This is a genomic window from Streptomyces sp. NPDC048671, assembly GCF_055587045.1.
Genome location: NZ_JBVJHB010000008.1, coordinates 224,256 through 250,050, shown reverse-complemented (window position 1 = coordinate 250,050; position 25,795 = coordinate 224,256). Strand labels below are relative to the sequence as shown.

At 70.0% G+C, this 25,795-nt stretch carries 25 protein-coding genes; 14 read left to right on the top strand and 11 right to left on the bottom strand.

The window, feature by feature from the left end; translation table 11 throughout:
- Positions 1 to 166 precede the first annotated feature (166 nt).
- The 7 genes from ACZ6S6_RS18095 to ACZ6S6_RS18065 all read left to right on the top strand — a co-directional run bounded on the left by ACZ6S6_RS18095 (position 167) and on the right by ACZ6S6_RS18065 (position 8,909).
- Entirely contained in the window at positions 167 to 1,993 is a 1,827-nt protein-coding gene (locus ACZ6S6_RS18095; protein WP_362953378.1) for an acyl-CoA dehydrogenase, read from the top strand.
- A 121-nt stretch (positions 1,994 to 2,114) separates the two neighbouring features.
- Positions 2,115 to 2,726 (top strand): Uma2 family endonuclease, encoded by a 612-nt coding sequence (locus tag ACZ6S6_RS18090; RefSeq protein ID WP_362953377.1) that lies wholly within the window; start codon positions 2,115 to 2,117, stop codon positions 2,724 to 2,726.
- A 58-nt stretch (positions 2,727 to 2,784) separates the two neighbouring features.
- Positions 2,785 to 3,459: a hypothetical protein gene (locus ACZ6S6_RS18085; protein ID WP_362953376.1), complete on the top strand. Its 675-nt coding sequence runs from the start codon at positions 2,785 to 2,787 to the stop codon at positions 3,457 to 3,459.
- Positions 3,460 to 3,520: 61 nt separating this feature from the next.
- Positions 3,521 to 4,819, top strand: a complete 1,299-nt coding sequence (locus ACZ6S6_RS18080) for a M18 family aminopeptidase (protein ID WP_469706194.1) — start codon at positions 3,521 to 3,523, stop codon at positions 4,817 to 4,819.
- 100 nt (positions 4,820 to 4,919) lie between these two features.
- Positions 4,920 to 5,135: a DUF6458 family protein gene (locus tag ACZ6S6_RS18075; protein ID WP_362953374.1), complete on the top strand. Its 216-nt coding sequence runs from the start codon at positions 4,920 to 4,922 to the stop codon at positions 5,133 to 5,135.
- Between the two features lie 123 nt (positions 5,136 to 5,258).
- Positions 5,259 to 8,036, top strand: coding sequence for an AfsR/SARP family transcriptional regulator (locus ACZ6S6_RS18070; RefSeq protein ID WP_469706193.1), 2,778 nt, complete (start codon positions 5,259 to 5,261; stop codon positions 8,034 to 8,036).
- A gap of 168 nt (positions 8,037 to 8,204) precedes the next feature.
- Complete coding sequence (locus tag ACZ6S6_RS18065) at positions 8,205 to 8,909, top strand: DUF4232 domain-containing protein (RefSeq protein ID WP_469706192.1); 705 nt, start codon at positions 8,205 to 8,207, stop codon at positions 8,907 to 8,909.
- A 31-nt stretch (positions 8,910 to 8,940) separates the two neighbouring features.
- On the opposite strand, the gene ACZ6S6_RS18060 is transcribed toward ACZ6S6_RS18065, so the two are convergent.
- Positions 8,941 to 10,752, bottom strand: a complete 1,812-nt coding sequence (locus tag ACZ6S6_RS18060) for an NHL domain-containing thioredoxin family protein (protein WP_469706191.1) — start codon at positions 10,750 to 10,752, stop codon at positions 8,941 to 8,943.
- A 64-nt stretch (positions 10,753 to 10,816) separates the two neighbouring features.
- On the opposite strand from ACZ6S6_RS18060, the gene ACZ6S6_RS18055 reads away from it, so the two are divergent.
- Positions 10,817 to 11,308 (top strand): LURP-one-related/scramblase family protein, encoded by a 492-nt coding sequence (locus tag ACZ6S6_RS18055; protein ID WP_469706190.1) that lies wholly within the window; start codon positions 10,817 to 10,819, stop codon positions 11,306 to 11,308.
- A gap of 54 nt (positions 11,309 to 11,362) precedes the next feature.
- Here ACZ6S6_RS18055 and ACZ6S6_RS18050 read toward each other — a convergent pair whose 3' ends face one another.
- Positions 11,363 to 12,163, bottom strand: a complete 801-nt coding sequence (locus ACZ6S6_RS18050) for a carbon-nitrogen family hydrolase (RefSeq protein ID WP_469706189.1) — start codon at positions 12,161 to 12,163, stop codon at positions 11,363 to 11,365.
- A 176-nt stretch (positions 12,164 to 12,339) separates the two neighbouring features.
- On the opposite strand from ACZ6S6_RS18050, the gene ACZ6S6_RS18045 reads away from it, so the two are divergent.
- Positions 12,340 to 13,164, top strand: coding sequence for a maleylpyruvate isomerase family mycothiol-dependent enzyme (locus ACZ6S6_RS18045; RefSeq protein WP_362953368.1), 825 nt, complete (start codon positions 12,340 to 12,342; stop codon positions 13,162 to 13,164).
- A 107-nt stretch (positions 13,165 to 13,271) separates the two neighbouring features.
- On the opposite strand, the gene ACZ6S6_RS18040 is transcribed toward ACZ6S6_RS18045, so the two are convergent.
- Together ACZ6S6_RS18040 and ACZ6S6_RS18035 are read right to left on the bottom strand one after the other, a co-directional pair.
- Positions 13,272 to 14,582, bottom strand: coding sequence for an MFS transporter (locus ACZ6S6_RS18040; RefSeq protein WP_362953367.1), 1,311 nt, complete (start codon positions 14,580 to 14,582; stop codon positions 13,272 to 13,274).
- Entirely contained in the window at positions 14,579 to 15,259 is a 681-nt protein-coding gene (locus ACZ6S6_RS18035) for a GntR family transcriptional regulator (RefSeq protein WP_469706188.1), read from the bottom strand. The genes ACZ6S6_RS18040 and ACZ6S6_RS18035 overlap by 4 nt, the downstream gene beginning before the upstream one ends.
- Positions 15,260 to 15,479: 220 nt before the next feature.
- Here ACZ6S6_RS18035 and ACZ6S6_RS18030 point away from each other — a divergent pair, with 220 nt between their 5' ends.
- Positions 15,480 to 16,379: a D-alanyl-D-alanine carboxypeptidase family protein gene (locus tag ACZ6S6_RS18030; protein ID WP_469706187.1), complete on the top strand. Its 900-nt coding sequence runs from the start codon at positions 15,480 to 15,482 to the stop codon at positions 16,377 to 16,379.
- Positions 16,380 to 16,549: 170 nt separating this feature from the next.
- On the opposite strand, the gene ACZ6S6_RS18025 is transcribed toward ACZ6S6_RS18030, so the two are convergent.
- Together ACZ6S6_RS18025 and ACZ6S6_RS18020 are read right to left on the bottom strand one after the other, a co-directional pair.
- Positions 16,550 to 17,221: a DUF4232 domain-containing protein gene (locus ACZ6S6_RS18025; RefSeq protein ID WP_469706186.1), complete on the bottom strand. Its 672-nt coding sequence runs from the start codon at positions 17,219 to 17,221 to the stop codon at positions 16,550 to 16,552.
- Positions 17,222 to 17,365: 144 nt separating this feature from the next.
- The gene (locus ACZ6S6_RS18020) at positions 17,366 to 17,725 is read right to left on the bottom strand and encodes a hypothetical protein (RefSeq protein ID WP_362953363.1); all 360 of its coding nucleotides are present in this window, start codon (positions 17,723 to 17,725) and stop codon (positions 17,366 to 17,368) included.
- Positions 17,726 to 17,853: 128 nt separating this feature from the next.
- Here ACZ6S6_RS18020 and ACZ6S6_RS18015 point away from each other — a divergent pair, with 128 nt between their 5' ends.
- Complete coding sequence (locus tag ACZ6S6_RS18015) at positions 17,854 to 18,288, top strand: VOC family protein (RefSeq protein WP_469706185.1); 435 nt, start codon at positions 17,854 to 17,856, stop codon at positions 18,286 to 18,288.
- 50 nt (positions 18,289 to 18,338) lie between these two features.
- On the opposite strand, the gene ACZ6S6_RS18010 is transcribed toward ACZ6S6_RS18015, so the two are convergent.
- Together ACZ6S6_RS18010 and ACZ6S6_RS18005 are read right to left on the bottom strand one after the other, a co-directional pair.
- Entirely contained in the window at positions 18,339 to 19,205 is an 867-nt protein-coding gene (locus ACZ6S6_RS18010; RefSeq protein WP_469706184.1) for a GyrI-like domain-containing protein, read from the bottom strand.
- Positions 19,206 to 19,330: 125 nt separating this feature from the next.
- Entirely contained in the window at positions 19,331 to 19,813 is a 483-nt protein-coding gene (locus ACZ6S6_RS18005; protein WP_469706183.1) for a nuclear transport factor 2 family protein, read from the bottom strand.
- A 297-nt stretch (positions 19,814 to 20,110) separates the two neighbouring features.
- Here ACZ6S6_RS18005 and ACZ6S6_RS18000 point away from each other — a divergent pair, with 297 nt between their 5' ends.
- Entirely contained in the window at positions 20,111 to 20,659 is a 549-nt protein-coding gene (locus tag ACZ6S6_RS18000) for a DUF1062 domain-containing protein (RefSeq protein ID WP_469706182.1), read from the top strand.
- A gap of 99 nt (positions 20,660 to 20,758) precedes the next feature.
- On the opposite strand, the gene ACZ6S6_RS17995 is transcribed toward ACZ6S6_RS18000, so the two are convergent.
- The 3 genes from ACZ6S6_RS17995 to ACZ6S6_RS17985 form a co-directional block, all read right to left on the bottom strand.
- Complete coding sequence (locus ACZ6S6_RS17995) at positions 20,759 to 21,037, bottom strand: hypothetical protein (protein ID WP_362953358.1); 279 nt, start codon at positions 21,035 to 21,037, stop codon at positions 20,759 to 20,761.
- 306 nt (positions 21,038 to 21,343) lie between these two features.
- Positions 21,344 to 21,817, bottom strand: coding sequence for a TrmO family methyltransferase domain-containing protein (locus ACZ6S6_RS17990; protein WP_362953357.1), 474 nt, complete (start codon positions 21,815 to 21,817; stop codon positions 21,344 to 21,346).
- A 37-nt stretch (positions 21,818 to 21,854) separates the two neighbouring features.
- Positions 21,855 to 23,246 (bottom strand): Tat pathway signal protein, encoded by a 1,392-nt coding sequence (locus ACZ6S6_RS17985; RefSeq protein WP_469706291.1) that lies wholly within the window; start codon positions 23,244 to 23,246, stop codon positions 21,855 to 21,857.
- 937 nt (positions 23,247 to 24,183) lie between these two features.
- On the opposite strand from ACZ6S6_RS17985, the gene fxlM reads away from it, so the two are divergent.
- On the top strand, positions 24,184 to 25,389 hold the full coding sequence (gene fxlM / locus ACZ6S6_RS17980) for a methyltransferase, FxLD system (RefSeq protein ID WP_469706181.1): 1,206 nt from the start codon (positions 24,184 to 24,186) through the stop codon (positions 25,387 to 25,389).
- A 63-nt stretch (positions 25,390 to 25,452) separates the two neighbouring features.
- Complete coding sequence (locus ACZ6S6_RS17975) at positions 25,453 to 25,644, top strand: FxLD family lanthipeptide (protein WP_469706180.1); 192 nt, start codon at positions 25,453 to 25,455, stop codon at positions 25,642 to 25,644.
- Positions 25,645 to 25,795: the final 151 nt, after the last annotated feature.

Below are 25,795 nucleotides of genomic sequence, written 5' to 3'. Positions count from 1 at the left end.
TTGCGTCTTATTACTGACGGGTAGCATCATCGTAGAGGTCAGCTGATACGTCCGGGCCCAGCCAGGTCCCCGACCGCGCGGCAGACCGGTATCCGCGAGCCCGTCGCCCGATCCTCACCCTCCACGGGGCGCTGCGCGCCACTGCTATTGATTACGGAGCCTTCCCATGGGGCACTACAAGTCGAATCTCCGCGACATCGAGTTCAACCTCTTCGAGGTCCTCGGGCGCGACAAGCTGTACGGCACCGGACCGTTCGCGGAGATGGACGTCGAGACCGCGAAGAGCATCCTCGACGAGGTCGCCCGCCTCGCGGAGAACGAGCTCGCCGATTCCTACGCCGACGCCGACCGCAACCCCCCGGTCTTCGACCCGGAGACCAGCACCGCACCGGTCCCGGAAAGCTTCAAGAAGTCCTACCAGGCCTTCATGGACTCCGAGTACTGGCGCCTCGGCCTCCCCGAGGAGATCGGCGGCACGACCTCCCCGCGCTCCCTGATCTGGGGTTACGCGGAGCTGCTGCTCGGCGCCAACCCGGCCGTGTGGATGTACTCCTCCGGCCCGGCCTTCGCCGGCATCCTCTTCGACGAGGGCAACGAGGCGCAGAAGAAGATCGCCGAGATCGCCGTCGAGAAGCAGTGGGGCTCGACGATGGTGCTGACCGAGCCGGACGCCGGTTCCGACGTCGGCGCGGGCCGCACGAAGGCCGTCGAGCAGGAGGACGGCTCCTGGCACATCGATGGCGTGAAGCGCTTCATCACCTCGGGCGAGCACGACATGTCCGAGAACATCATTCACTACGTACTGGCCCGCCCCGAGGGCGCCGGACCGGGCACCAAGGGCCTCTCGCTCTTCATGGTCCCGAAGTTCCACTTCGACTGGACCACCGGCGAACTGGCCGAGCGCAACGGCGTGTACGCGACGAACGTCGAGCACAAGATGGGCCTCAAGGCGTCCAACACCTGCGAGATGACGTTCGGCGACCAGCACCCCGCCAAGGGCTGGCTGATCGGTGACAAGCACGACGGCATCCGCCAGATGTTCCGCATCATCGAGTTCGCCCGCATGATGGTCGGCACGAAGGCCATCGCGGCGCTCTCGACGGGCTACCTGAACGCGCTGGAGTACGCCAAGGAGCGCGTCCAGGGCACCGACCTGTCGCAGTTCATGGACAAGACGGCCCCCAAGGTCACCATCACGCACCACCCCGACGTGCGCCGCTCGCTCATGACGCAGAAGGCGTACGCCGAGGGCATGCGCTCCCTCGTGCTGTACACCGCCTCCGTCCAGGACGCGATCCAGGAGAAGGAGGCCGCGGGCGACGACGCGAAGGCGCTGCACGGCCTCAACGACCTGCTGCTCCCGATCGTGAAGGGCTACGGCTCGGAGAAGTCGTACGAGCAGCTGGCGCAGTCGCTCCAGACGTTCGGCGGCTCCGGGTACCTCCAGGAGTACCCGATCGAGCAGTACATCCGTGACGCCAAGATCGACACGCTGTACGAGGGCACGACGGCGATCCAGGGCCAGGACTTCTTCTTCCGGAAGATCGTCCGCGACCAGGGCGCCTCGCTCAACACGCTCTCCGAGGAGATCAAGAAGTTCCTCTCGGGCGCCCAGGGCAACGAGGAGCTGTCCGGCGCGCTGGACTCGCTCGCCAAGGCCGCCGTGGACCTGGAGGCGATCGTCGGCACGATGATCACCGACCTCACCGCGACCGGCGAGGACGTGAAGAACATCTACAAGGTGGGCCTGAACACCACCCGCCTGCTGCTCGCCTCCGGCGATGTCGTCGTCGGCTACCTGCTGCTCAAGGGCGCGACCGTGGCCGCCGAGAAGCTGCCGACCGCCGCCGCGAAGGACGCCGCCTTCTACCGGGGCAAGATCGCCGCCGCGAAGTTCTTCGCCGCGAACGTCCTGCCCGGTGTCGGCGCCGAGCGCGCGCTGGCCGAGTCCGTCGACAACTCCCTGATGGAGCTGGACGAGGCCGCGTTCTAGGTTTCACCGCTCAAGATCGTCAACACGCACCGTCACCCGGACACGCTTTCGGGTGGCGGTGCTGTCGTATGGCCTGGGTACGCTGAGTACAGGTCCGAGAATCCCGTTCATGGGAGGAACCATGACTGCCGAGGCACTGCCCGACTCGCCGCACCGCCAGCCGGACGGCTCCAAGTGGCCGGTCCCGCCGACGGACGGCTACACCGTGGACGAATTCTTCACGCTTGACCTCCCGCCGCACACAGAGCTGATCGACGGGAGCCTGGTTTTCGTGAGTCCGCAGCGAGAATTTCACACGCTGGTGATGGACCTGCTGGTCAACGGTCTGCGAGTGCATGTTCCAGAAGATCTGCGTGTCCGCCGAGAGATGGCGGTCGTCCTGAGCAAGAGGACCGCCCCCGAACCAGACATTGTCCTGGTCAAGGCCGAAGCCATCACGAGCCTTCGCCAGACCCGCTACCAGGCCGCCGACATCCTGCTCGCCGTCGAGGTCGTCTCGCCCGACTCCGAGGACCGCGACCGTGACACCAAGCCGCACAAGTACGCGGCCGCGGGCATCCCGCACTTCTGGCGGGTCGAGATGAGCGGCGAGCACGACCGGCCCGCGGTGTGGACGTACGAGTACGACGCGATGTGCAAGACCTACACCTCCACCGGCGTCCACCGCGACCGGCTCAAGCTCTCGGTGCCGTACGACATCGATATCGATCTGACGGCGATCGACAAGCTGTAGCGGCCGTACCCCGCCCCTTCCTATGATCGGGACCCGGTTCCGAGGGGGAGGTCGGCGCATGAGTCGTCCGGGCAAGCGGTGGTACGTGCGGGGCATGGCGGGCGGCGCGGCGGCGCTGCTGCTCGCGGGCTGCGGCGGTGACGGAGGTGGGGACAGTGCCGCGAAGGCGCTCGGGAAGGCGGAGGTCGCCTCGGTCCTGCCGGACGCGAAGGCGGTGCCCGGCTGGCGGACCGCGATGAAGCCGCAGGCCGAGGCGCGGAACCCGGAGCTGCCCCCGCCGGCCTGTGTGACCACGTCGGAGAAGAAGCACGGGACGGCCTGCGACCCGGTCACCTTCTGGGGCGCATCGGCCTACGTACGCGAGTCCGACCCGGCCGCCTCGCTGAACTTCTGGGCGCTCGCGTACAAGGACGAGAAGACGGCCGGCGCCGCCTACGACGCGCTCGCCGAGTACTACGGCGGGGACCGGGCCGGCGTGGGCGCGGTGCCGGTGGCGATCGGGGAGCCGGGCCAGGAACGCGTGTCCAACCGTGCGAAGACCGGCACGATGGGCGGGCCGGCCACCATCACGCAGATCCGGGTCGGGACGGCGGTGCTCGGCGTCAGCACCGGCACCCAGGGCACATCGGCCCTCTCCGACGATCAGGTCAAGGCCCTCGCCGCCATGTTCGCCGAGCGCGCCCGGCAGGCCCAGGACGGCGACAGGCCCTCCGCGGCGCTGCCAGGACGATAGCCGCGTCGCACCGGGGGATGACGGTGAATTCTCGTGCACGGGCCTGGTTACAGTGAAGAACATGAGTTCTTCCCACCGCTTCGACCGCGGGCACACCGACGATCTGATGGCCTTCCTGATGGCCGGCCCCTCCCCGTACCACGCCGTGGCCGCCGCCGCGTCGAGGCTGGAGAAGGCCGGTTTCCGGCAGGTCGAGGAGACGGCGGCCTGGGACGGGTCCAGCGGCGGCAAGTACGTCCTGCGCGGCGGCGCGATCGTGGCCTGGTACGTGCCCGAGGGCGCCGAGGCGCACACCCCGTTCCGGATCGCCGGGGCGCACACCGACTCGCCGAACCTGCGCGTGAAGCCCATGCCCGACACGGGCGCCTACGGCTGGCGGCAGATCGCCGTGGAGGTCTACGGCGGCACGCTCCTCAACACCTGGCTGGACCGGGACCTCGGCCTCGCCGGGCGGATCTCGCTGCGCGACGGCACGCACCGGCTGGTCGACATCGACCGGCCGCTGCTGCGCGTCCCGCAGCTGGCGGTGCACCTGGACCGGACGGCGAACCCCGACGGCCTCAAGCTCGACCGCCAGAAGCACATGCAGCCGATCTGGGGCCTCGGCGACGTGGCGGAGGGCGACCTCATCCGGTTCGTCGCCGAGGAGGCGGGCGTCGACGCCGAGGACATCACCGGCTGGGACCTGATGCCGCACCCCGTCGAGGCGCCGTCCTACCTGGGCCGTGACCGCGAGCTGGTGGCCGGGCCCCGGATGGACAACCTGCTCTCGGTACACGCGGCGGTCGCGGCGCTCGCCGCCGTCGCGGGACAGCCCGACGCGGAGATCCCGTACATCCCGGTGCTGGCCGCCTTCGACCACGAGGAGAACGGCTCACAGTCCGACACCGGCGCGGACGGACCGCTGCTCGGCACGGTCCTGGAGCGTTCGGTGTTCGCCCGCGGCGGTACGTACGAGGACCGCGCCCGCGCCTTCGCCGGCACCGTCTGCCTCTCCTCCGACACCGGCCACGCGATCCACCCCAACTACGGCGAGCGGCACGACCCGACGCACCACCCGGTCGTCAACGGCGGACCGATCCTCAAGGTCAACGTCAACATGCGGTACGCGACCGACGGCAGCGGCCGGGCCGTGTTCGCGTCGGCGTGCGAGAAGGCGGGCGTGCCGTGGCAGACGTTCGTCTCCAACAACTCGATGCCGTGCGGCACCACGATCGGCCCGATCACCGCCGCCCGGCACGGCATCCAGACCGTCGACATCGGCGTGGCCATCCTGTCGATGCACAGTGCCCGTGAGCTGTGCGGCGCCGACGACCCGCATCTGCTGGCGACCGCGCTGGCGTCGTTCCTCGCGGGCTGACCCGGACGCCGACCGCCCACCGCACACATGGTCGTGGCCGGGCCGGGTACCCGCTCGGTACACGGCTCGGAGCTTCCGGGCCGTCGAGGAGGCGGAACTCATGGGACTCGGAGGATGCATCATTCTCATCGGTGCGGGGGCGGTACTGGCGTTCGCGACCGACTGGAAAATGGACAGCGTCAACGTTGACATGGTCGGCTGGATCATGATGATCGTCGGCATCATCGGCGTCTTCGTCTACGCGAGCGTCATGCGGCGCCGCCGCATGGTCATGTCCCCCACCACAGTGGTTTCCGAGGACGAACGCCACCTGTGATCCTGCCGGGTGCGCCCGCCGGGCCGGGCGCACCCCCTCCCCGCCCACTGGACAAGCCCGATATTCTGGGACCTTGTCCGTGACCCGGCACCGGGCGCGTCATGCCCGGAAGGGGAGCCGCTCGTGGAGTTCCGGCTGCTCGGCACCGTCTGCGTCGACACGCTGACCGGGCCGCTTCCACTCGGCCCCGCCAAACGCCGCAGCCTGCTCGCCGCCCTGCTGCTGCGCGCCAACACCCCCGTGTCCGTGGCCCGGCTGACGGACTGTCTGTGGGACGACGCCCCTCCCCTGCACGCCCGCACGGTCGTCCAGGGCCATGTGTCCCGGCTGCGTGCCCTGCTGACGGGCGCGGACGCGGAGGCGTACGGGGTCGAGCTGGCGACGCTCGGCGACGCGTACGTACTGCGGGTGCCGGAGACCCTGCTGGACTCCCAGCGGTTCGAGGAACTGCTGATGCTGGCACGGGAGCAGCGCAGCCCGGCCGACAGCGTGCTGATGCTGAAGGAGGCCCTGTCGCTGTGGGAGGGGCCGGCGCTGACCGGTACGTACCCCAGCGCACCGCTCCAGGCGGCCGCGCACGCGCTGGAGGAGTCCCGGCTCACGACGGTGGAGCAACTGGGCTGCGCCTACGCCGTGCTGGGCGAACACCACCGGGCTGCGGCGGTGCTGCGGGCCGAGGCGGTGGCCCATCCGATGCGGGAGTCGCTGGCGGCGGCCCTGATGACGGCGCTGCACCGGTCGGGGCGCCAGTCGGAGGCGCTGGACTGGTTCCACCGCACGCGGCGGCTGCTCGCCGACGAGCTGGGCATCGACCCCGGACGTGAACTGGCGGACGCGTACGCGCAGATCCTCCGCGGCGACCCGGAACCCGAACCGGGCACGGCGACGGCGGGGGCGACGGCGACGGCCGGGGACGGTGCCGGGGCCGTTGTGCCGGGCGGCACCGGTGCCGGTGCGTCGGGCGGCAGCGGGAGCGGCGACTCCCACCCCGCCGATCTGCTGCCCCGCGCCCCCCGCGGCTTCCAGGGCCGGGCGGCCGAGCTGGCCGCGCTCTCCCGGGCCGCGGCCGGTGAGGCGCCCGTCTGCCTGGTGACCGGACCGGCCGGGGTGGGCAAGACCGCGCTGGCCCTGCACTGGGCGCGCCGCTCCCCCGCCGCGTTCCCGGACGGCCGGCTCTTCGCCGATCTGCGCGGGTTCGGCGACACGGGGGAGCCGACACCGCTGGAGGTCCTGCGCGAGTTCCTGCTCGCGCTCGGCGTCGCGCCCCGCCGGGTCCCGGAGTCCGCGCAGGGCGCCGCCGCGCTGTTCCGCTCGCTGACCGACCGGCGCAGCCTGCTCGTCGTCCTCGACAACGCCCGCGACTCGGCCCAGGTCAGGCCGCTGCTGCCGGGCGGCACCGACTGCGTCACTCTGGTCACCAGCAGGCACCGGCTGGGCGGCCTCATCGCCTCGGACGCCGCCCGTCCGGTGCCGCTGGACGTGCTCGAACCGCCGGACTGCGCCGCCCTGCTGGCCGGGGTGCTCGGTGAGGAGCGGGTGCTCGCCGAACCGGTGGCGGCTCGCCGGCTGGCCGAGCTGTGCGGCGGGCTGCCGCTCGCCCTGCGGGTCACGGCGGCCCGGCTGGCGGGCCGCCCGCACCGGACGCTCGCCGGGACGGCCGACGAACTGGCCGACGAGCGCAGCCGGCTGGCGTATCTCGACGTGGAGGACACCGGGGTCTCCGCCGCGCTGCGGCTGACCGTGCAGCAACTGCCGCCGGACGCCGTCCACCACTTCGCCCGGCTCGGCCACCACCCCGGCAGCCACTTCGACCCGTACACCGTCGCCGCGCTCGCGGGCAGCGACCCGGTCGTCGCCGCGGCGGCGCTGGAGCGGCTCGCCGCCGCCCACCTCGTCGGCGAGACGAGTCCAGGGCGCTGGGTGCTGCACGATCTGGTGCGCCTCTACGCCCGCGGCCTCGATCCCGCGTCCGGGCCCGACGCCCTCCTCGGCGTCCTGGACCACTGCATCGCGACCGCGCTCGCCGCCGCCGACACGGCCGAACCGGGCGGCGAGCCCTGCTTCGTCCTGCCGGAGGGCTACCGGCGGCCGACCGCCGTAAGGGATTTCACCGACCGGGCCGAGGCGATGGGCTGGCTGGCCGCCGAGCGCGAGGACCTGTTCCTGGCGGCCGCGGCCGCCCGCGCCGCCGGTCTCGACGACCGCGCCTGGCGGATCATCCTGCTCCAGTGGCCCCATGTGGTGTGGCGGGCACGGGACGGCTGGGCCCCGGTGCTGCAACTGGCGCTGGACGCGGCGATCGCGCGGAGCGACCCGTACGCCGAGTCGCGGGTGCGCAATCTGCTGGGCTGGGTGCTCTCGGAGGAGGGCAGGACCGCCGAGGCCGAGGCGATGCTGAAGCCCTCGCCCGGTCTGGCCCGGCGGGCCGGGGACCGGCTCGGCGAGGCGACGGCCCTGATCAACCTGGCGATCGTCCACACCGAACAGGGCGGTCCTGAGGAGGCGCTGGAGAGCTGTGGGCAGGCCCTCGCGCTGGCCAGGAAGGAGCGCGACGCGCACACCGAGATGCTCGCCCTCCAGCACCTCGCCCGGATGCAGCTCTCGGCCGGCCGGCCGCGGGACGCGCTGGACTCCGCCCGGACCGCGTTCGATCTGGGCCCCGAGCACGAGGAGGCCGCCCGTCGCGTGCTCCTGCTGACCGTCAGCGGCGAGGCGCACCTGGCCCTCGGCACGGAGGACGAGGGCATCCGGCTGCTGGACCTGGCAGCCGGGGAGGCGGAGCGCGCCGGGTACGACGAGGGCGCGGTGCGGTCGCTGGAGGCGCTGTTGCGGGTGGCGTCGGGGACGCAGTACGTGCGGCGGTACGAACAGGCGGTGCGGCGGCTCACCGACGACGGGTGACCGGCGGCTGACCGGCGGGTGACCACCCGGTGAGCGGCGTCAGCGGGACGTTAGCCGCACGACAGCGGAACGTGAGCGGCACCCGGAAGACTCATGGTTGTCAGCAGGGCGGGCGCGACTCACCAACGCGCCGGTCCCTCGCCTTACCGTCCGCACGGGGGAAACCACATGTCTGCCTTCCGCTACCGCACCACGGCCCTGGCCGCCACGACCACCGCCGTACTCGCCCTGGCGCTCACCGCCTGCGGCGGCAGTGACACCGGCACCAGGGCGGAGGGCCCGGCGAGCGACTCCGCACCGGCGTCCGCCGCCAAGTCCGAGGACGGCACCGCCACCAAGGTCGACGCCGCCGCCAAGACCCCCGCGACCGCCAAGGGCGGCACCACCGCAGGCAGCGGAACGGGCGGCAGCACCGGCGGCGGTACGGCGAAGGGCACCACCGGCTCCGCGAGCACCCCGCTCTGCACCACCAAGGACGTCAGGATCAGCGCCGCCACCCAGGACGGCCCGCCCTACACGCACCTCGTCCTGACGGCGAAGAACACCTCGGGCCACAAGTGCGAGATGAAGGGCTTCCCGGAGATCCAGTTCCTGGAGAGCCACAAGCAGAACATCCCGTCGGTCGCCAAGAGCAAGCCGGAGGCCCGCATCGTGCTCGACGCCGGCGCACCGGCGTACGCGCTGGTGAAGCTGTCGGACGGCGGCGCCGACGAGGACGTCGAGCCCGTGACCGCGTTCGCCGTGTGGCTCCAGGGCGGCGACGGCCAGGTCGCCGTGCGGGCACCCGGTGCCGAGGGCATCGCCGTCGACCCGGCGAAGTACAAGACCGGCTACTGGACGTACGAGCTGCGCAACGGCGCCGACGACTTCTGAGCCGCTCGTCCCCGTCCCCTCCGGACCGCTGTCAGCTCTGCTCGTCCATCCCCGCGAGCACGAGCGGCAGCCGGGGCGTCCCCTCCGCGCCGACGCGGACGGGGACGCCCCAGTCCTGTTGGTGGACATGGCAGGCCGGGTACTCGTTCGCGGGATCGTCGTCGCAGGACGCGGCCATCGCCGAGACGTGCAGGACGCCCTCGGTCACCCCGTCCGCGAGGACCAGATCGCGGAACAGATCGGTGCCCGCGCCCTCGCCCCCGGCCAGCAGCTCCGGCGGGGTCGAGGAGACCAGCAGCCGGGTCGAGGGCCCGTACCGGGTGTCCAGCTTCTGGCCGGCGGGCGCCTGGAAGACGATGTCGAGCCGGAGTGTGCCCGGGGCGATCTCGGTGGCGGTGCGCTGGGTGCGGTGCGCCTGATCGGTGACGCGTACCGCTTCCTCGGGCAGCCGCAGCCTGGTCAGCCGGTGCCGGGCGGACTCGACGACCACGAGATCGCCGTCCACCAGCACGGCGTCGCTGGGCTCGCGCAGATCCGTGGCGAGCGTGGTGACCTCACCGCTCGCCGGGTCGTAGCGGCGCAGGGCGTGGTTGTACGTGTCGCAGACGGCGACGGACCCGTCGGGCAGCGCGGTGACGCCCAGCGGGTGCTGGAGCAGCGCCTGGCCGGCGGCCCCGTCGCGGTGGCCGAAGTCGAAGAGTCCGGTGCCCACGGCGGTGTGGACGGCGCCCTCCAGGTCTACGTAGCGCAGCGCGGACGTCTCCGAGTCGGCGACCCAGAGCCGGTCAGGGGTGGCGGCGAGCCCGGACGGCTGGGCGAACCAGGCCTCGTCGCCCGGACCGTCGACCAGGCCCTCGTTCGTGGTGCCGGCCGCGACCTGGACGGTGCCGTCGGCGGGTTCGTACGTCCACAGCTGGTGCACGCCCGCCATGGCGATCCAGAGCCTGCCGCCGAACCAGGCGACGTCCCACGGCGAGGAGAGGTCGACCTCGCGGCCCGCGCCGCTGGTCGGCGCCCCCTGCCACCACTGGCGGCCGCTGCCCGCGAGGGTGGTCGTCGCACCGGTGGTGAGGTCGAGCGCGCGGATCGCGTGGTTCACCGTGTCGGCGACGGCGATCCGCCCGTCGGGCAGTACCGCCAGCCCCTGCGGTTCGCTGAACCGGACCTCCTCGGGCCCGCCGTCGGTGAACCCGCGGTCGCCGGTGCCGAAGTGGCGGCGGACGCTCTCGCCGTCCGCGTCCAGCTCGACCAGCCGGTGCCGGGTGGTGTCGGAGACCAGGAAGCCGCCGTCGGCCAGCGGCAGCGCCTTCCCGGGGAACCGCAGATGCGTCGCGACCGGCTCGGGCGCCACATACGGCCCGTCGCCGCGTCGCAGGGTGCCCTTCGCGGCGTGCTCGGCCTCCAGCTCCCCGACCAGCTTCTCGATGGCGTGGGCGTGGCCCTCGCCCGCGTGCTGGGCGACGACATAGCCCTCGGGGTCGACGACGACGAGCGTCGGCCAGGCGCGTACGGCGTACTGCTTCCAGGTGGCGAGCTCGGGATCGTCCAGCACCGGGTGGTGCACCTCGTACCGCTCGACGGCGTCGACCACGGCCTGGTGCTCCGCCTCATGGACGAACTTCGGCGAGTGGACGCCGATGATCACCACGGTGTCGCGGTGCTTCTCCTCCAGCTCGCGCAGCTCATCGAGGACATGCAGGCAGTTCACACAGCAGAACGTCCAGAAATCCAAGATCACAATGCGTCCTCGCAGGTCAGCGAGGGTGTACTGCTGGTCGCCTGTATTGAGCCAGCCGCCCTTGCCGATCAGTTCGGGGGCCCTGACGCGCGCACGTGTTGCCATGTCAACAGTCAACATCACCGTGGCGTCCACGCATTCCACAGGTACCTCGGGGAACCTGTGAGCCATGAGACTTCTCGTACGTGAGCGTGTGTTCGGCATCGGCGACGACTACTGGATCGAGGACGCGGACGGCCGAAAGGTCTTCCTCGTCGACGGCAAGGCCATGCGGGTGCGTGACACCTTCGAGCTGAAGGACACCCAGGGCCGGATCGTCGTCGAGATCAAGCAGAAGCTGATCAGCCTGCGCGACACGATGCTGATCGAGCGGGACGGCGAACAGCTGGCCAAGGTCAAGCGGAAACGCCTGTCGCTGCTGCGCAACCACTACCGGGTGTCGCTGGTGGACGGCACCGAACTCGACGTCAGCGGCAAGATCCTGGACCGCGAGTTCGCGGTGGAGTACGACGGGGAGCTGCTGGCCCAGATCTCGCGCCGCTGGCTGACCATCCGGGACACGTACGGGATCGATATCGTGCGGGAGGACGCCGACACGGCGCTGCTGATCGCGGTGGCGGTGTGCGTCATCGTGCTCGCGGAGAAGGAGCACGAGGACTGAGCGGCGGCGGTGCCTGTTTCACGTGAAACAGGCACCGGTCCCTACGAACGGGCCCTAGCGGCGGACGGCCGGCGGCGCGAGTCCCAGGCGGCGGTCCTTGAGGGCCGGGAACTGCTCACGGGTGGCGGCGACCCGCGACGGGTCGAACTCCACGCTCAGCACCTCCTCGTCCGCGCCCGCCTCGGCGAGCACCTCGCCCCAGGGGTCGACGACGATGCTGTGCCCGGCCTGCGGGACTCCGGCGTGGGCACCGGCGCATCCGACGGCCAGCACGTACGCCTGGTTCTCGACGGCCCGCGCCTGGGCGAGCAGCGTCCAGTGGGCGCGGCGGCGCTCGGGCCAGCCCGCCGCGACGACCAGGGTCTCGGCGCCCGCGTCGACCAGCCCGCGGAACATCTCCGGGAAGCGCAGGTCGTAGCAGGTGGCGAGGCCGATCGTGGTCTGCGGCAGGGCGAGCGTGACCAGCTCGTCGCCGGCGCCCATCATGACCGCCTCGCCCTTGTCGAAGCCGAAGCGGTGGATCTTGCGGTACGCGGCGGCCCGCTCACCCTCGGGGGTGAAAACGAGCGTGGTGTTGTAGAGCGTGCCGTCGTCGGCCCGCTCGACGAAGGAGCCGGCGTGCAGCCAGACCCCGGCATCGGCGGCGGCCCTGGCCATCACCGCGTGGGTGGGGCCCGACAGCGGTTCGGCCTCGTCCTCGAACTCCGTGTAGGCGAAGGCTCCGACCGGCCAGAGCTCGGGCAGGACCACCAGATCCGCACCCCGCTGGGCCGCGACCAGCGAAGCCGCTCGCTCCCTGCGTGCATCGACGGATTCGTCCGGGTCTACTGCGATCTGGATGAGAGAGGCGCGCACACTACCACCGTCCTGGCATATGAGCCGTCAACACGGGCCTACGATCGTCACACGAAAGCACTGCCGGGGTGCCTGCTCGCAGCGTAACTTGGACCGACCGAACCTCTGCAGCTCGCAGCCCGCCGTCCGCGCCCAGTTCTCCAGCCCATGCACCGCAGAACCGCACGAGGGGTCCCGTGACCGTCCATCCCAGCCTCCAGACCTACGCCGACGCCTGGACCCATTCCATCGAGTCGATAGCCGAGCTGGTGAACCCGCTCACCGAGGGGGAGTGGAACGCCCGTACTCCATGTCCCAACTGGTCGGTGCGTGACATCGTGTCGCACATCATCGGCATGGAGTGCGAGCAGCTCGGCGACCCGCGCCCCATCCACACGCTGCCGCGCGATCTCTACCATGTGCAGAACGACTTCGCCCGCTACATGGAGATGCAGGTCGATGTGCGGCGCCACCACACCGCACCGGAGATGACCTCCGAGCTGGAGTACACGATCATCCGCCGGGCCCGTCAGCTGCGCAACGAGACGCGTGACCCGGAGACCATGACGCGGGCGCCGCTCGGCGCCGAGCAGACCCTCGAACTGGCGCTGCGGATGCGCGCCTTCGACGTCTGGGTGCACGAGCAGGATCTGCGTACGACGCTGGGGAAGCCCGGCAATCTGGACTCCCCCGGTGCCGTGATCGTCCGGGACGCCCTGCTGGACGCGCTGCCGAAGGTGGTCGCCAAGGACGCGGGCGCACCGCCCAACTCGGCGGTCGTGCTGGACGTGCACGGACCGGTGGAGTTCCTGCGCACCGTCCGGGTCGACGCGGAGGGCCACGGTTCGGTGGACGGCGCGCCGTCGCTGGGCCCCGCGGTGACGCTGGCGATGGACTGGGAGACGTACGTACGGCTGGCCTGCGGCCGGGTGCGGGCGAGCGCGGTCGCGGACGGCATCAAGGCCGAGGGCGACCAGGAGCTGGCCGCCGCCATCCTGCAGAACTTCGCCGTCACCCCGTAGACACGGCAACCGGCGACGCCCGCCCCGCGCACCGCGAAGGGGGACGGGCGCGCCGCCGTTTCCACGGATACGCCGCCGTTTCCACGGACGTGCCGCCGTTTCCACGGTTACGCGGGTACGTGCACGGCCTCCACCCGGCTGATCACATGGTGTTCGCGCTCCCGGTGCGCGGCCCTGGACCGCAGCCGCAGGATCTGCACGACCCCGAGCGCCTCCAGGACGAAGACCGAGGCGAACGCGATGCGGTAGTTGTCGCCGGTCGCGTCCAGCAGCACGCCGACGGCGAAGAGCGTGGTCATCGAGGCGACGAAGCCGCCCATGTTGACGATCCCCGACGCGGTGCCCTGGCGCTCCGGCGGATTGGCCGGGCGGGCGAAGTCGAAGCCGATCATCGACGCTGGTCCACAGGCGCCGAGCACCACGCACAGCGTGACCAGCAGCCACATCGGCGCGTGGTCCCCGGGGTGCAGGATCGCCGACGCCCACAGCAGCGCCGTCATCGCGACCGTGCCCAGTGCGAGCGGGACGCGGGCCGCGTGGTGGCGGGCGATGATCTGCCCGTAGACGAGGCCGACGGCCATGTTGGAGAGCACGACCAGGGTGAGCAGCTCCCCCGCGGTCCCCCGGCTCAGCCCCTGCGCCTCGACCAGGAACGGCATCCCCCACAGCAGCAGGAACACCATGGCCGGGAACTGCGTGGTGAAGTGCACCCACATCCCGAGCCGGGTGCCGGGTTCCCGCCAGGCGGCGGCGATCTGCTCGCGCACGTACGCCCCGCCGGCGTGCTCGGCGGGCGGCGGCGCGTGCCCCTCGGGGTGGTCCTTCAGGAAGAGGAGCAGCAGGACCAGCACCACGACCCCGGCCAGCGAGCTGCCGACGAAGGTGGTGGTCCAGCCGAGGCCGTGCAGGGAGCGGGCGATCACCAGCGTCGAGACGAGGTTGCCCGCCATCCCGAAGAGCGCGGCGACCTGCCCGATCATCGGCCCGCGCCGGGCCGGGAACCAGCGCGCCCCCAGCCGCAGCACGCTGATGAACGTCATCGCGTCGCCACAGCCCAGCAGGGCGCGGGAGGCCAGCGCGGCACCGTACGAGGGGGAGAGCGCGAAGCCGAGCTGCCCGAGGGTGAACAGGACGGCGCCGATGGTGAGCACCTTCTTGGTGCCCAGCCGGTCCACCATCAGGCCGACGGGTATCTGCATGCCCGCGTAGACCAGCAGCTGAAGGATGGAGAAGGTGGAGAGCGCCGAGGCGTTGACGTGGAACCGGTCGGCGGCGTCGAGCCCGGCGACGCCCAGGCTGGTCCGGAAGATGATGGCGACGAAGTAGACGGCGACGCCGATGCCCCAGACCCGGGCGGCACGCCGGCCGCCGGGCGGATCGCCGGGCAGGGACAGGGTGGGGGAGGCGGCGGAACTCACCGTTCCTCACCCCTGACCAGCACCTTGACCCGGCTCACATGACGGCGCACGACGTGCGCTGCCCCTTCCGCGTCACCGGCCCTGATCGCCTCCAGCAGCTCGCCGTGCTCGGCGATGTTGGCGGCGATCCTGCCGGGGTGGGCCTCCATGACGGCGACGCCCATCCGCAGCTGGCGGTCGCGCAGCTGGTCGTAGAGGCGGGACAGGATCTCGTTCCCGGCGTGCCGGACGATCTCGGCGTGGAAGCAGCGGTCCTTCACCGAGACGGCCGCCAGATCGCCCGCCTCCGACATCTGCCGCTGCTCCTCCAGCAGTTCCTCCAGCCGGGCGATCAGCTTCGCCGACGCGGGCACGGCCCGGCGCACGGCGAACTCCTCGACGAGCAGCCGCGTCTCCACGACGTCCGCGATCTCCTGCGCGGAGACGGCGAGCACCAGGGCGCCCTTCTTGGGATAGAGCTTGATCAGCCCCTCCACCTCCAGCCGCAGCAGCGCCTCGCGCACGGGTGTGCGGGAGACCCCCACGGCGTCCGCGAGGTCGCCCTCGGTGAGGAGCGTCCCGCCCTCGTACCGGCGGTCCAGGACCGCTTCCTTGATGTGGGTGTAGACGCGCTCGGCGGCCGGGGGCCGCTTCACGGGCGGGCGGACGGGGGACGGAGCTGGGGCGGAGGCTGGCATGCGCACAGCATAGATACAACATGTACGCATGACGGAACCGTTCCAGTATGCGGACGCGCGCGCCCTGCCCACGCCCCTCGCCCGGCACTGGGAGCGCCCGCCCCCGGATGTCATAAAAAATCACCCCTCGTGCGCCACAACCATTCACCGGGCTGATCGGTCTCATCAGCGCGCGGCACCCTCATGTGGCCGCATTCCAGGGGCATTTGGAGCGTTCAACTTGAATATCGGCATTAAGGGCATAAGGCGCGTATCGGCCACCGCTACGGTCGCCCTCACCGCGGGTGCCGTCATCGCGGGCGGTGCGTTCGCCTCCACGGCACAGGCCGCCGCGCCGAAACCGCCGACGATCGTCGCCAAGGGCGGCTTCGTGATGAACAACGGCACCGGGAAGTCCCTCTTCACCAAGGCCGCGGACACCCGCCGTTCGACCGGCTCGACCACGAAGATCATGACCGCCCGGGTGGTGCTGGCCCAGAAGGGCCTGAACCTGAAATCCAAGGTCACGGTCCAGAAGGCGTACAGCGACTACATCGTCTCCAAGGGCGCGTCCTCGGCCCGCCTCATCGTGGGCGACAAGGTCACGGTCGGCCAGCTGCTGTACGGCCTGATGCTGCCGTCCGGCTGCGACGCCGCGTACGCGCTGGCCGACAAGTTCGGCTCCGGCTCCACGCGTGCGGCCCGGGTGAAGTCGTTCATCGGCAAGATGAACAGCACCGCGAAGACGCTCGGGCTGAAGAACACCCACTTCGACTCGTTCGACGGCATAGGGAACGGGTCCAACTACTCGACCCCGCGCGATCTGACGAAGCTCGCGAGCAGCGCGATGAAGTACTCCACGTTCCGCACGGTCGTGAAGACCAAGTCGACGAAGCAGAAGGTCACGACGAAGAGCGGCGGCTACCGCTACATGTCGTGGACGAACACCAACAAGCTGCTGGGCTCCTACAGCGGCGCGATCGGTGTGAAGACGGGCTCCGGCCCGGCTGCCAAGTACTGCCTGGTCTTCGCCGCGACCCGCAAGGGCAAGACGGTCATCGGTACGGTCCTGACGGCCACGTCCGAGTCCACCCGGACCGCGGACGCGAAGAAGCTCATGGACTACGGCTTCAAGAAGTAGCCCTGCCGGGTCATGCCGGGCCCTGCCCGGTCATGCCCGACGTCACGGAGGAGGGGCCCCGCGGAAAGCTCGCGGGGCCCCTCCTCCGCGTCGGCAGTCCCTGAGCCGAACGGCCCCTGGGCCAAACAGTCCCTCGGCCGAACAGTCCCTGGATGTACTGACCCGTACGGTCAGCCGCCCTGGCCGGCGCTTCCGATCGGGCCGACCTTCACCGGGGAGCCGCTGCCGTCCGTGACGGGGAGCGAGCCGGAGCCCGGCCAGTCGAGGGTGACCGACTTCGTCTCGTCCGGCGGGGTCACCACCAGCCCCGTGACGCGGACGCCGGAGCCGCCCGACTCGTTGAGCGGATAGTCGATGGCGAAGGCCGTCAGCTCCCCGTTCTTGAGGATGTACGGGTCCGCGGGCTCGCCCCTGCGCGTGGCGGACAGCGACCCCGCGTTGGTCTTCAGGTCGACGCCCGCGAACCCGGCGATCGAGCAGTCCCCACCGCTGCGGTTCTTCAGCTCCACCACGACGGTACCGTCAGGGTCGCCGTCGATGAAGTCGTCCTTCGCCGTGATCTCCAGCCCGTCGGTGCGGCACTTGCCGGCCTTGCCGTTCTCGTCGGAGCCGGTCCCGCCCGTCGTACTCTTCCCGCCGGAGCCCGACCCGGCGGAGTCCTTCCCGCCGCCCTGGTCCGAACTGCCCGAGCCGGAACCACCGCCCGAGGAGGACGAGGATGACGCGGACGACGCGGACGACGGGGCGGTCTGTCCCGTGCCGTCGTCATCGTTCTGGCAGGCCGTGAGCGAGAGACCCGCGACAACGGCCAGGGCTGCGAAGGTGAGCTTGTGAACGCGCATCGTTTCTTCCTCAGTATCGGTGGGGGGTGCGGGCCGCTCGTACGGGTCGGTACGAGCGAGCCGTTCTGACCACCAGGAGCGGCCCGGCACGATGGACCGTTCCGCTCAACCACCGCCTAATACATTCCTGTTACACGTGGAGGCTCAGCTGTCCTGCCGGCCCTCTGCCTCGGTCGCACGCGAACGACGGCTGCGGAAGCGTTCCATGACGGTTACGCCGAGGATCACCAGCCCGATGGCGATGACTTTGCCCATCTGAATGCCGACCACCGGCACGTCCACGTCACCGGAGCCCAGGAACATCCACAGCCCCCAGCCGATCCCGACGACGATGAGGAGGACGGCCCCCACGGGGCCCAGGCTCGCCCACCACGGCGCCTCGGGATGCAGGTCTGACTTGTCGTGCTCATTGTTCGTCAAGACGTTCTCCAGCTGATGAAACGGGTAGCGGTTCCCGGCGCCGTCACGGGCCGGGAACATGGAGAGACGCGTGGCGCGGGCCATCGGGTTGCCCGCGACGCGTCTCTGCTCCACCGCCTGCCCACAACTCCACGGCGTACGCTCGGATTTCCGGGCAATCCGCGGCCGCCTCCGGCCGGGCGACTGTCAGAGGCGCGCAGTACGGTCGCCCCATGGCAGCCAAAATCACCCTGACGCTCGACTGTGCGGACGCACAGGCCCTTGCCGTCTTCTGGAAGACGGCCCTCGGCTATGTCGACACGCCACCGCCGGCTCCCTTCAGAACGCGCGAGGAGTGGTTCGCGTCCTTCGACCTGCCGGAGGACGACTCCGTGGACGACAGCGCGTGGCTCTGCGACCCGGACGGCGTCGGCCCCAGTCTGTCCATCCTCAAGGTCCCCGAGCCCAAGACGGCGAAGAACCGGCTGCACATCGACGTCCGAGTGCCGGGGCACGGCAGCCCCGCCGAGCGATGGGCGCGGCTCAAGGCGGAGTCCGCCCGCCTGGTTCGGGCGGGCGGAACCGCCCTGGAGACGTTCGACGGGCACCATGTGGTGATGGCGGACCCGGAGGGCAACGAGTTCTGCGTCGCCGCCGCCTCCGCGTGACGCTCCCGGTGCCGAGGCCACCGCCGGCCGGAGGTGGCCTCGGCCCCGGTTCAGCCGCCCACCCGCTCCACCGGAATCCACAACTCCGCGTCCGCGTGCGTACCGTCCTCGGACACCCGCGTACGCGAGAGCGACGGACCGGGCCGGCTCCGGTACGGGTTCGACGGGAACCACTGCGTGTACACGTCCCGCCAGAGGTACTGGACCGCCGCCGGGAACTCACCCGAGGACTCGAACACCGCCCAGGTCCCCGACGCGACGTCGAGGCTCTCCGAGGCCCCGGGCACCTCCGCGTCACTCACCACCCCGTGGAAGTAACCGAGTTCGGTGCCCTCCACGTCATCGGCGGAGTGGTTGCTGACGACGCCGACGACACCTGCGGGCTCCCCGTCCGCATACGCCTCCCAGCGCCCCAGCGTCTCCTTGCCGATACTTCTGACGAACTCCACGATCGCCGGGTTCATCCCCTCGTAGACCAGCGGGACCTGCGTCCCCCTGCCCACCAGCCTGAACCCGTCCTTCTCCACGACCCGGTACCGCATGCTGCTCTTCCCTTCGACGATCAGCCGGAAGGACATCCGGGGCTGGGAGTGCAGCGCCGCACCCGTCCGCCGCGCCTCGCCGGGGCCGACCCCGTGCACAGCGCGGAAGGCACGCGCGAACGCCTCGCCGGAGCCGTACCCGTACCGCACCGCGACATCGAGCAGCGTCCGCTCCCCGCCGAGCACCTCGGCCCCGGCGAGCGTCAGCCGCCGCCGGCGGATGTACTCGGAGAGCGGGATGCCCGCCAACGCGGAGAACATCCGCCGGAAGTGGTACTCCGACGTCATGGCGATACGGGCCGGCTCGGCCACGTCGATGGGATCACCGAGATGGTCCTCGATGTAGTCCACCGCCTGATTCAGCCGCTCCAGCACCCCTGGCCGTCCTTCCCTTTACCGATCTCCACGCTAGGGAAGCCCCACTGTGCCGGACCCGACATCCTGTGCCCGGCACGGTCGGGCCGGCTCGCCGCCCGGATACCGGTGCGCGGCGGACAGCGTCACGCGCGCGACGGGGCGGGATCCGCGCTCTGGCCTTCCGCCTCCGCCTCGAACGCCCGAGCCACCGCGAGGCTGTCCTCGTAGACGTGGTGCCGGGTGACCAGACCGTCTTCGAACGTGAGGTGCAGGGCGAACCGTGCGCGGTAGGCGCGTCCGGTGGGCCGGGCGGTCTGCCGGATCTCGCCGAACACGACCGCGTCGTCGCCGTCCACGAGGATGCGCTCGATCTCGGTGGCCGCGGACCCGGGCACGTGGAACTCGGCGAGCTCGCGGTAGTGGGCGGCGGCATCGGCACGGGTGGACCGGTGGCGGATCCACGGGGTGGCGGCGCGGCCGTGTTCGGCCTCCGGCCAGTCCAGCTTCCAGTCACCCCGCTCGGCGTACAGCTCGGCGATGCGCTCGGGGTCGCCCCCGCCGATCCGGCGCAGCAACTCCTCCACGGCGGCGCGGGTGGTCGTGGGTGTGGGTGTGGCAACTGCCATGTCCGGTCCTCCAGTTCGCGACCCACGCCCTCCGACGTGGACATCACCAGTCTTGCCGGGCCGGACCGCCCACGGCTATTACCTCCCGGGTAAGCGCGCCCTCCGGCGAGGCGCTCAAAAACCACTGGAACGGGGCCGCTGCACGCAGTTACCGTGCTGCCGAACCACGTCGCCCAGGCAAGGACGTTCCGTTGTACACCGTTTGAGACCTCCCACGAGCTGATCGGTCGCGCGTCGCACCTGTGCGCCGCGCTGCTTCCTGCTGCGGACTTCTCACACTGAAACCGGTGTACCCCTGTGCTCAACAACTGGGTCGTCATGCCCACTTGCCTGCCACTCGTCCTCCGCCGTTGCCACACGTGCGCGTCCGAGAGCTTCCGGGCGAACGGCAAATTCCGCGTCAACGCGAACCACAAGCTGCTCGACGCCTGGCTCCTCGCCCTCTGCACCGCCTGCGGGGAGACCACAAAGCTCACGGTCCTGGAGCGGACGCATGTGCGCTCCGTACGGCCTGAGCTGCTGGACCGGATGCACGACAACGACCCCGGCCTGGCAGCCGAACTGCTCCAGGACCCGGTCGTGCGGCGCCGCAACCGCATCGCTCTCGACTGGGGCGACGCCTGGCGCCTCGACACCGGCGGATCGGATCACCTGGACCGCGAGGTGATCGACGTCTCGGTCCACTTCGCCGCGCGGATTCCGGTCCGGCCGGTGCGGCTGATCGCTGAAGGGTGCGGTCTGTCGCGGGCGGAGGTCGAGCGACTGCTCGCGGAGGGCAAGCTCCTCTCCGCGATCCGGCTGAGCGGCAAGACCTCCGGCGACTTCACCTTCATGCTCAAGCGCTGAGCTGTCCCGGTGACGTCAGGGCCTGTCCGGCAGGACCACCGGACAGGCCCTGATCCACGACGGCGGGCCGGGCCCCGTCCCGTTTCGAGAGGTCGGGGTCTACGTACTGTCGCGTTGAGCATTCCGCTCGTTCTGCTGACGCTTCACGTACTTCCATGAAACCGCCGCGAGGACGAGCGATACGCAGCCGATCACTACGAGCACCAGTCGCTCGACGATTCCCTCACCGGTGACGGCCCCTGCGAATCCGCCCAACGTTCCACAGACGCCGAGGAAAAGCGATCGCCATCCGAGAAGCATTTCACTCAGACCAGCGGCAGAACCTTTGAGGAATCCGCCGCCCTGTAGCGCTTCCCACTTACTTTCTCTCTTCTTCATCTCACCACATCTGCATCATCGGAGATTTCCGCGAAGGGCGGTTGAACGGCCCGGGGTTCGATATACCGAACCGGGCCGACTTCCGGAAGAAGGTAGTCCACGATCGCCGCTCCGAAGTCAGCAGGCCGGCCACATCCCCTGGTGCCGGACCGGCCAGCGTACCCGTCACCGGGCCGATCAGGGCTCCGCCGGTCACAGTCCCACCGACTGGATCGGCTCCTTCGACAGCCCCAGTCTGTAGTGCCGAGGCCGAAACGGGTTGCGTCCTGATTGTTGGCCAGCCGAAAACCTGCCGTGCGACCCGGCTTAGCTCCCTTTCGCCCAGTAATCCACCAGCATCTCCCCGGGCCAGAAGGGCTCGCGGACCGCGCCGCGCGGCCCCATCTCCGTGAAGAATGGCGAGACGTCGTAGATCTTTGTGCCAACCACCGCGTCCAGGTCCGCCACTCGGAGCTGGAGGCCGTCGACTTTCAGCAGGCGCGGGAAGCTCTGCGCCAGTTGGTTGGGGCGCCGATGGTTACGGTGCGCGAACGTCCCCGTGGCAGGCCACTCTGTGTTTCCCCGCGGACTGCGGGCGTGATATTCCACGTCATCGGACGACGCCTGATCGAAATGCCACACCACCACCAAGTGGGAGAACTCTTCCAGGCCCTGCACGGAGTCGAGGGGGAACTCGGCCTCGTTGAGCTGGATCACGGACTCAACCCCGCCCCAGTAGTCATCGGCCACCTCGGTGCGCCCTGCGACTACTTCCCCGATCGGCTCGATCTCCAAGGCCATGGGCCAACCCCTCAACTCAATGCGTGGATGCCGGCGGTCAATCTACTTGGGCGAGGTACGAGGCCGCGCGGGCATCGAGTGCCCCCACCACGGGGATGCCGCGCTTGCGGTAGGGCGACAGCAGGTGCCTCATGTCGACGACTCTCTGCCGGGCCCGGCCGGAGTAGATCCCGTCCTCCATCGCGTCCAGGACGCTCGTCCAGGTTGCACACGCCTCTTCCACGCCACCGTGGGCAATCTGCGTCGCACCCATGTATCCGAGGGTGACCGCGTGCGTGCGCCGGAACGCAGCACCGCGCGTGCGCACGGAACGGCGGAACTCCTTCACTGCCCGCTGATGATCGCCCAGATCCCTCAACGTACATGCCGTTTCGTGGGCCAAGGACGCCTCTCCGAAGAAGAACGTCCGGTCAGGCTCCTTGATCCCGTCATGTGCGTTGGAGAGATCGTCCTCAGCTCGCAGCAGGGCCTTGGCCGCCTCGTCGTTGTGGCGGTTCGCAGCGAGTGCCCGCGCGTGCACCACGCCTAAGAGCGCTCGCTCGCGAGGGGTAGCGGCCGCGTACCGCTCCCCGTGCACCGAAGCCCGTGCGAGTTGGAGAGCTTCATGGCGAAATCCCATGTCGAGGGCCTGGTGGGCCATGGCTCGCAGAATGTGCCCGCTCAGAGGGGCGTCACCGGACCGGGCTGCCAGTTTCACCGCGATGTTGAATCGCTGGAGCGCGACGGCGTGCTCGCTGTTATCGAAGGCCATCCAGCCCGCCACATAGGCAAGTTCGGCGGAGGCCGAGAACATGGCACGCCGCGTCTCATCGTCCGTGAACCGGCCCCGGAGGAAGTCATGAGCTTCATGCTTCAGATACTCGTCGAGGGCCCGCCGGCCGTGCCCGCCTCCGCGTCGTTGGTCCATGCGTGAGAACGCCAGAGTCAGTTCGCGTACGGTCTCGACGTCGCCATGGCCGACCCGTTTCCGAGCCACCGTCTCCTCGGCCGGTGGCTTGGCCAAAGCTTCCCACCATGTCGCATCCGGCAAGATCAGGGCCGCAGCAGAGTACACGCCGCCTGCCAGTACTCGCCGCCGGTCGGTGTTCACGCCATTCCCCAAGTCGCTCAGCGCGATCAGAGGATCGACGCGCCAGTCCAGCGCCCTCTGCGCCGGCGAGGTGGCGGCTGCGAACCCGATCTCTTGTGGCGTGATCTCACGCTTCAACCGCCGGGACAGCGCCTGGCACAAGATAGCGGGAGCGATCCCTGATGGCTGGACGCCCCCCACCCACATACTCACGTGGGAGCGTCCGATCTTGGAGTTCTCCAGCACTTCGCCGTTCAGCGTTTCGGCAGCGACACGGTTGTATGCCGCGGCGGCCTGAGCCCGTGACCAGCCAGCTTCCAAGAGGAGCGAGGCCAGCCGTTCATTTCTCTCTCGCGCCATTCTGCGCCCCCGCACCAGAAAACGATCTTTGACCACGTTGACCGGCCGCCCCGGCAGATGGCGCTGGGGCGGGAACGGATTCACCGTAGTGCTCACCTGCCCCTTGGCTCATGGAAGGTGTCGCGAAGTCACCCTGCCTCTGAAGGATGACGTTCACTCCCATGCACCGAAAGTAGCCCCTCCGTTACCGGACCGCCCAGGAGCTGGGCAATGGGAACGCAAAGTCTTCCAGTCCAAAGGGATACCCGAGCTCGGGACTCTTCCTGTCGTTCGGTCACCGGGCGTCGTTGACTGGACGTCAGCCGTCACACCACATGTCGACATGGAGTGGAACTCGGCTCTGTGCCGTACCGACCAGGCGGTCCTAGGTGATCTTTGACCACCTTGACCACTTCCAAGCCCTTGACCCCATGCCAATCGCCGCGGTTAGGCGGTTCGCTCTTCTAGGCCAGCTACTCGACGAGCGGGAGCACTCCACATGAACGCCTCCACCGGCACCTTCGACGCCGTGAGCGCTGCACGCCTGGCCAGCGTCGACCGGCTGCGGAACCGCGTCCTGCTGGGGAGGCCGTCATGACCCAGTCGGTGGACGTACCTGGGCACCCGTACGACGTTGCCATAAGCGAGGTGCGGAGTGCGCGACGCAACGGCGCCGCACAACGACATCCTCTCCCGCAGCGCTCGAAAGGACGGCTCGGTGCCGGAGAAGAGGCGTGGGGGGGAGCCGTCTCCCGGCGGCCCCTCCCCCACAGAACTGATCGAGAACGAGAGCAGAGGCGGCAGTACCACATCACCTGCACTCCATATCCGGCCACTTCACACGCCATCCGCGCCCGCGGCGCGTAGTCGGCCTCGGAAACCTGATCCCTGACTAGCGTCCCTGCCGCAGCGCCGTCCGGGCACCATGCCTCAGCCCTTCTACGAACCAGGTCATCGCATGACTACAACTGACACTTCTGCCGTCCGCGATCCCGAGGCCCTGCGCGCGGACATGCTGCGCGCCCTGCATGAGCAGGACGGCATCAAGTCCGAGGCCGTCGCCGCTGCCTTCGCAGCGGTGCCACGGCATCTCTTCACCCCCGACGCACGTCCGGAGCTTGCCTACGACCTGCACAAGACTGTGCCGGTCAAGACGGACGAGAACGGCCTGAGCCTCAGCGTCATGTCCGCGGCACACCTCCAGGCCGTCATGCTGGAACAGGCCGAGGTCCGGCCCGGCATGAACGTCTTGGAAGTCGGGTCCGGCGGCGTCAACGCCGCCTACCTGCAAGAGCTTGTCGGAAGTACGGGCAACGTCACGACTGTCGACATCGACAGCGACGTCATCGACCGAGCCCGCAAGTGCCTGGACGACACCGGCTACACCCGGGTCAAGACAGTGCTGGCTGATGGTGAGGACGGGGTTCCCGAGGGCGCCCCGTATGACCGAATTATCGTGACCGCCGAAGCCTGGGACATCCCGCCGTCCTGGGTTGACGGCCTGGCCCAGCAGGGGCGGATCGTCGTCCCGCTCAAGGTCCGGGGCACCACTCGCTCGATCGCCTTCGACCGCGAGGGAAGCGACCTGGTCAGTCGTTCCTACGGCCTGGCTCACTTCGTGCCCATGCAGGGCGAAGGCGCCGCCGAAGAGCGCAAGGTGATGCTGCGGGAAGGCGTCGCATTGCAGACGGACGACGTCCGGGTCCCCCTGGAGCCCCAAGCACTCAACGAGGCTCTGAACATGCCCCGGCTGGAGCGTTGGTCCGGCGCTGCGTACGACCTGCCCGACGAGCTGGAGCTGTTCCTCACGCTGAACCTGCCGGGCCCGGCCCGGCTCCACGCCTCCGAGGACATCGTCGCGAACGGGCTCGTGGAGGCGTCCGCCCTCAAGGGCGTGCCTGCCCTGGTGAGCCGCGACAGCTTCGCCTACCGCACTCGCCGCGAGAACGCCGACACCGACGGCTTCGAGAGCGGCGTGATCGCCCACGGCCCGCAGGCCGAAGCGCTCGCCGAGGTGTACGCGGACCTGCTCCGCCGCTGGGCGCAGAACTACCGTCGGCGGGGAGCCGCGACGTTCCGCTACCGGCCGGGCCCGGCTCCCACCCCCCTGCCCAAGGGCGCCGTACTGCGACGCCACGGCGTCGTCACGGCGACCTGGGCCTAGGACTCCGGGGCTCTCGGGCCTCGGGACCACGCACCATCCCTCAACTGCCCAAGGAGGCAACGCATGACCGTACAGATGGAGCGTCCGCTGACGCCCGCGCAGCCGGCCGCCACCTCGAAGTCGTCCGATGAGTCGGCGGACTGGGAGCTCGACATCACCATCGTCGAGGGTGGCCCCGCCGCGGACCAGCTCATCCGCCTTACGAGCGATGGCTGCAACTCGACGTGCGCCACGGCGTGCTTGAGCTGCCCGTAAGCAGCACCAATCCCCTTATAGCAGTGTCCGGCCACGCCTGTACGGGCGGCCGGGCACCGCGCGGCCACAGGAGGCACATGTACCGGCACGTCGATGCAGCGCTGATCCGGGCCGCTGCGGGACACCCTGAACCAGCCGGCTGGCCGCCCCT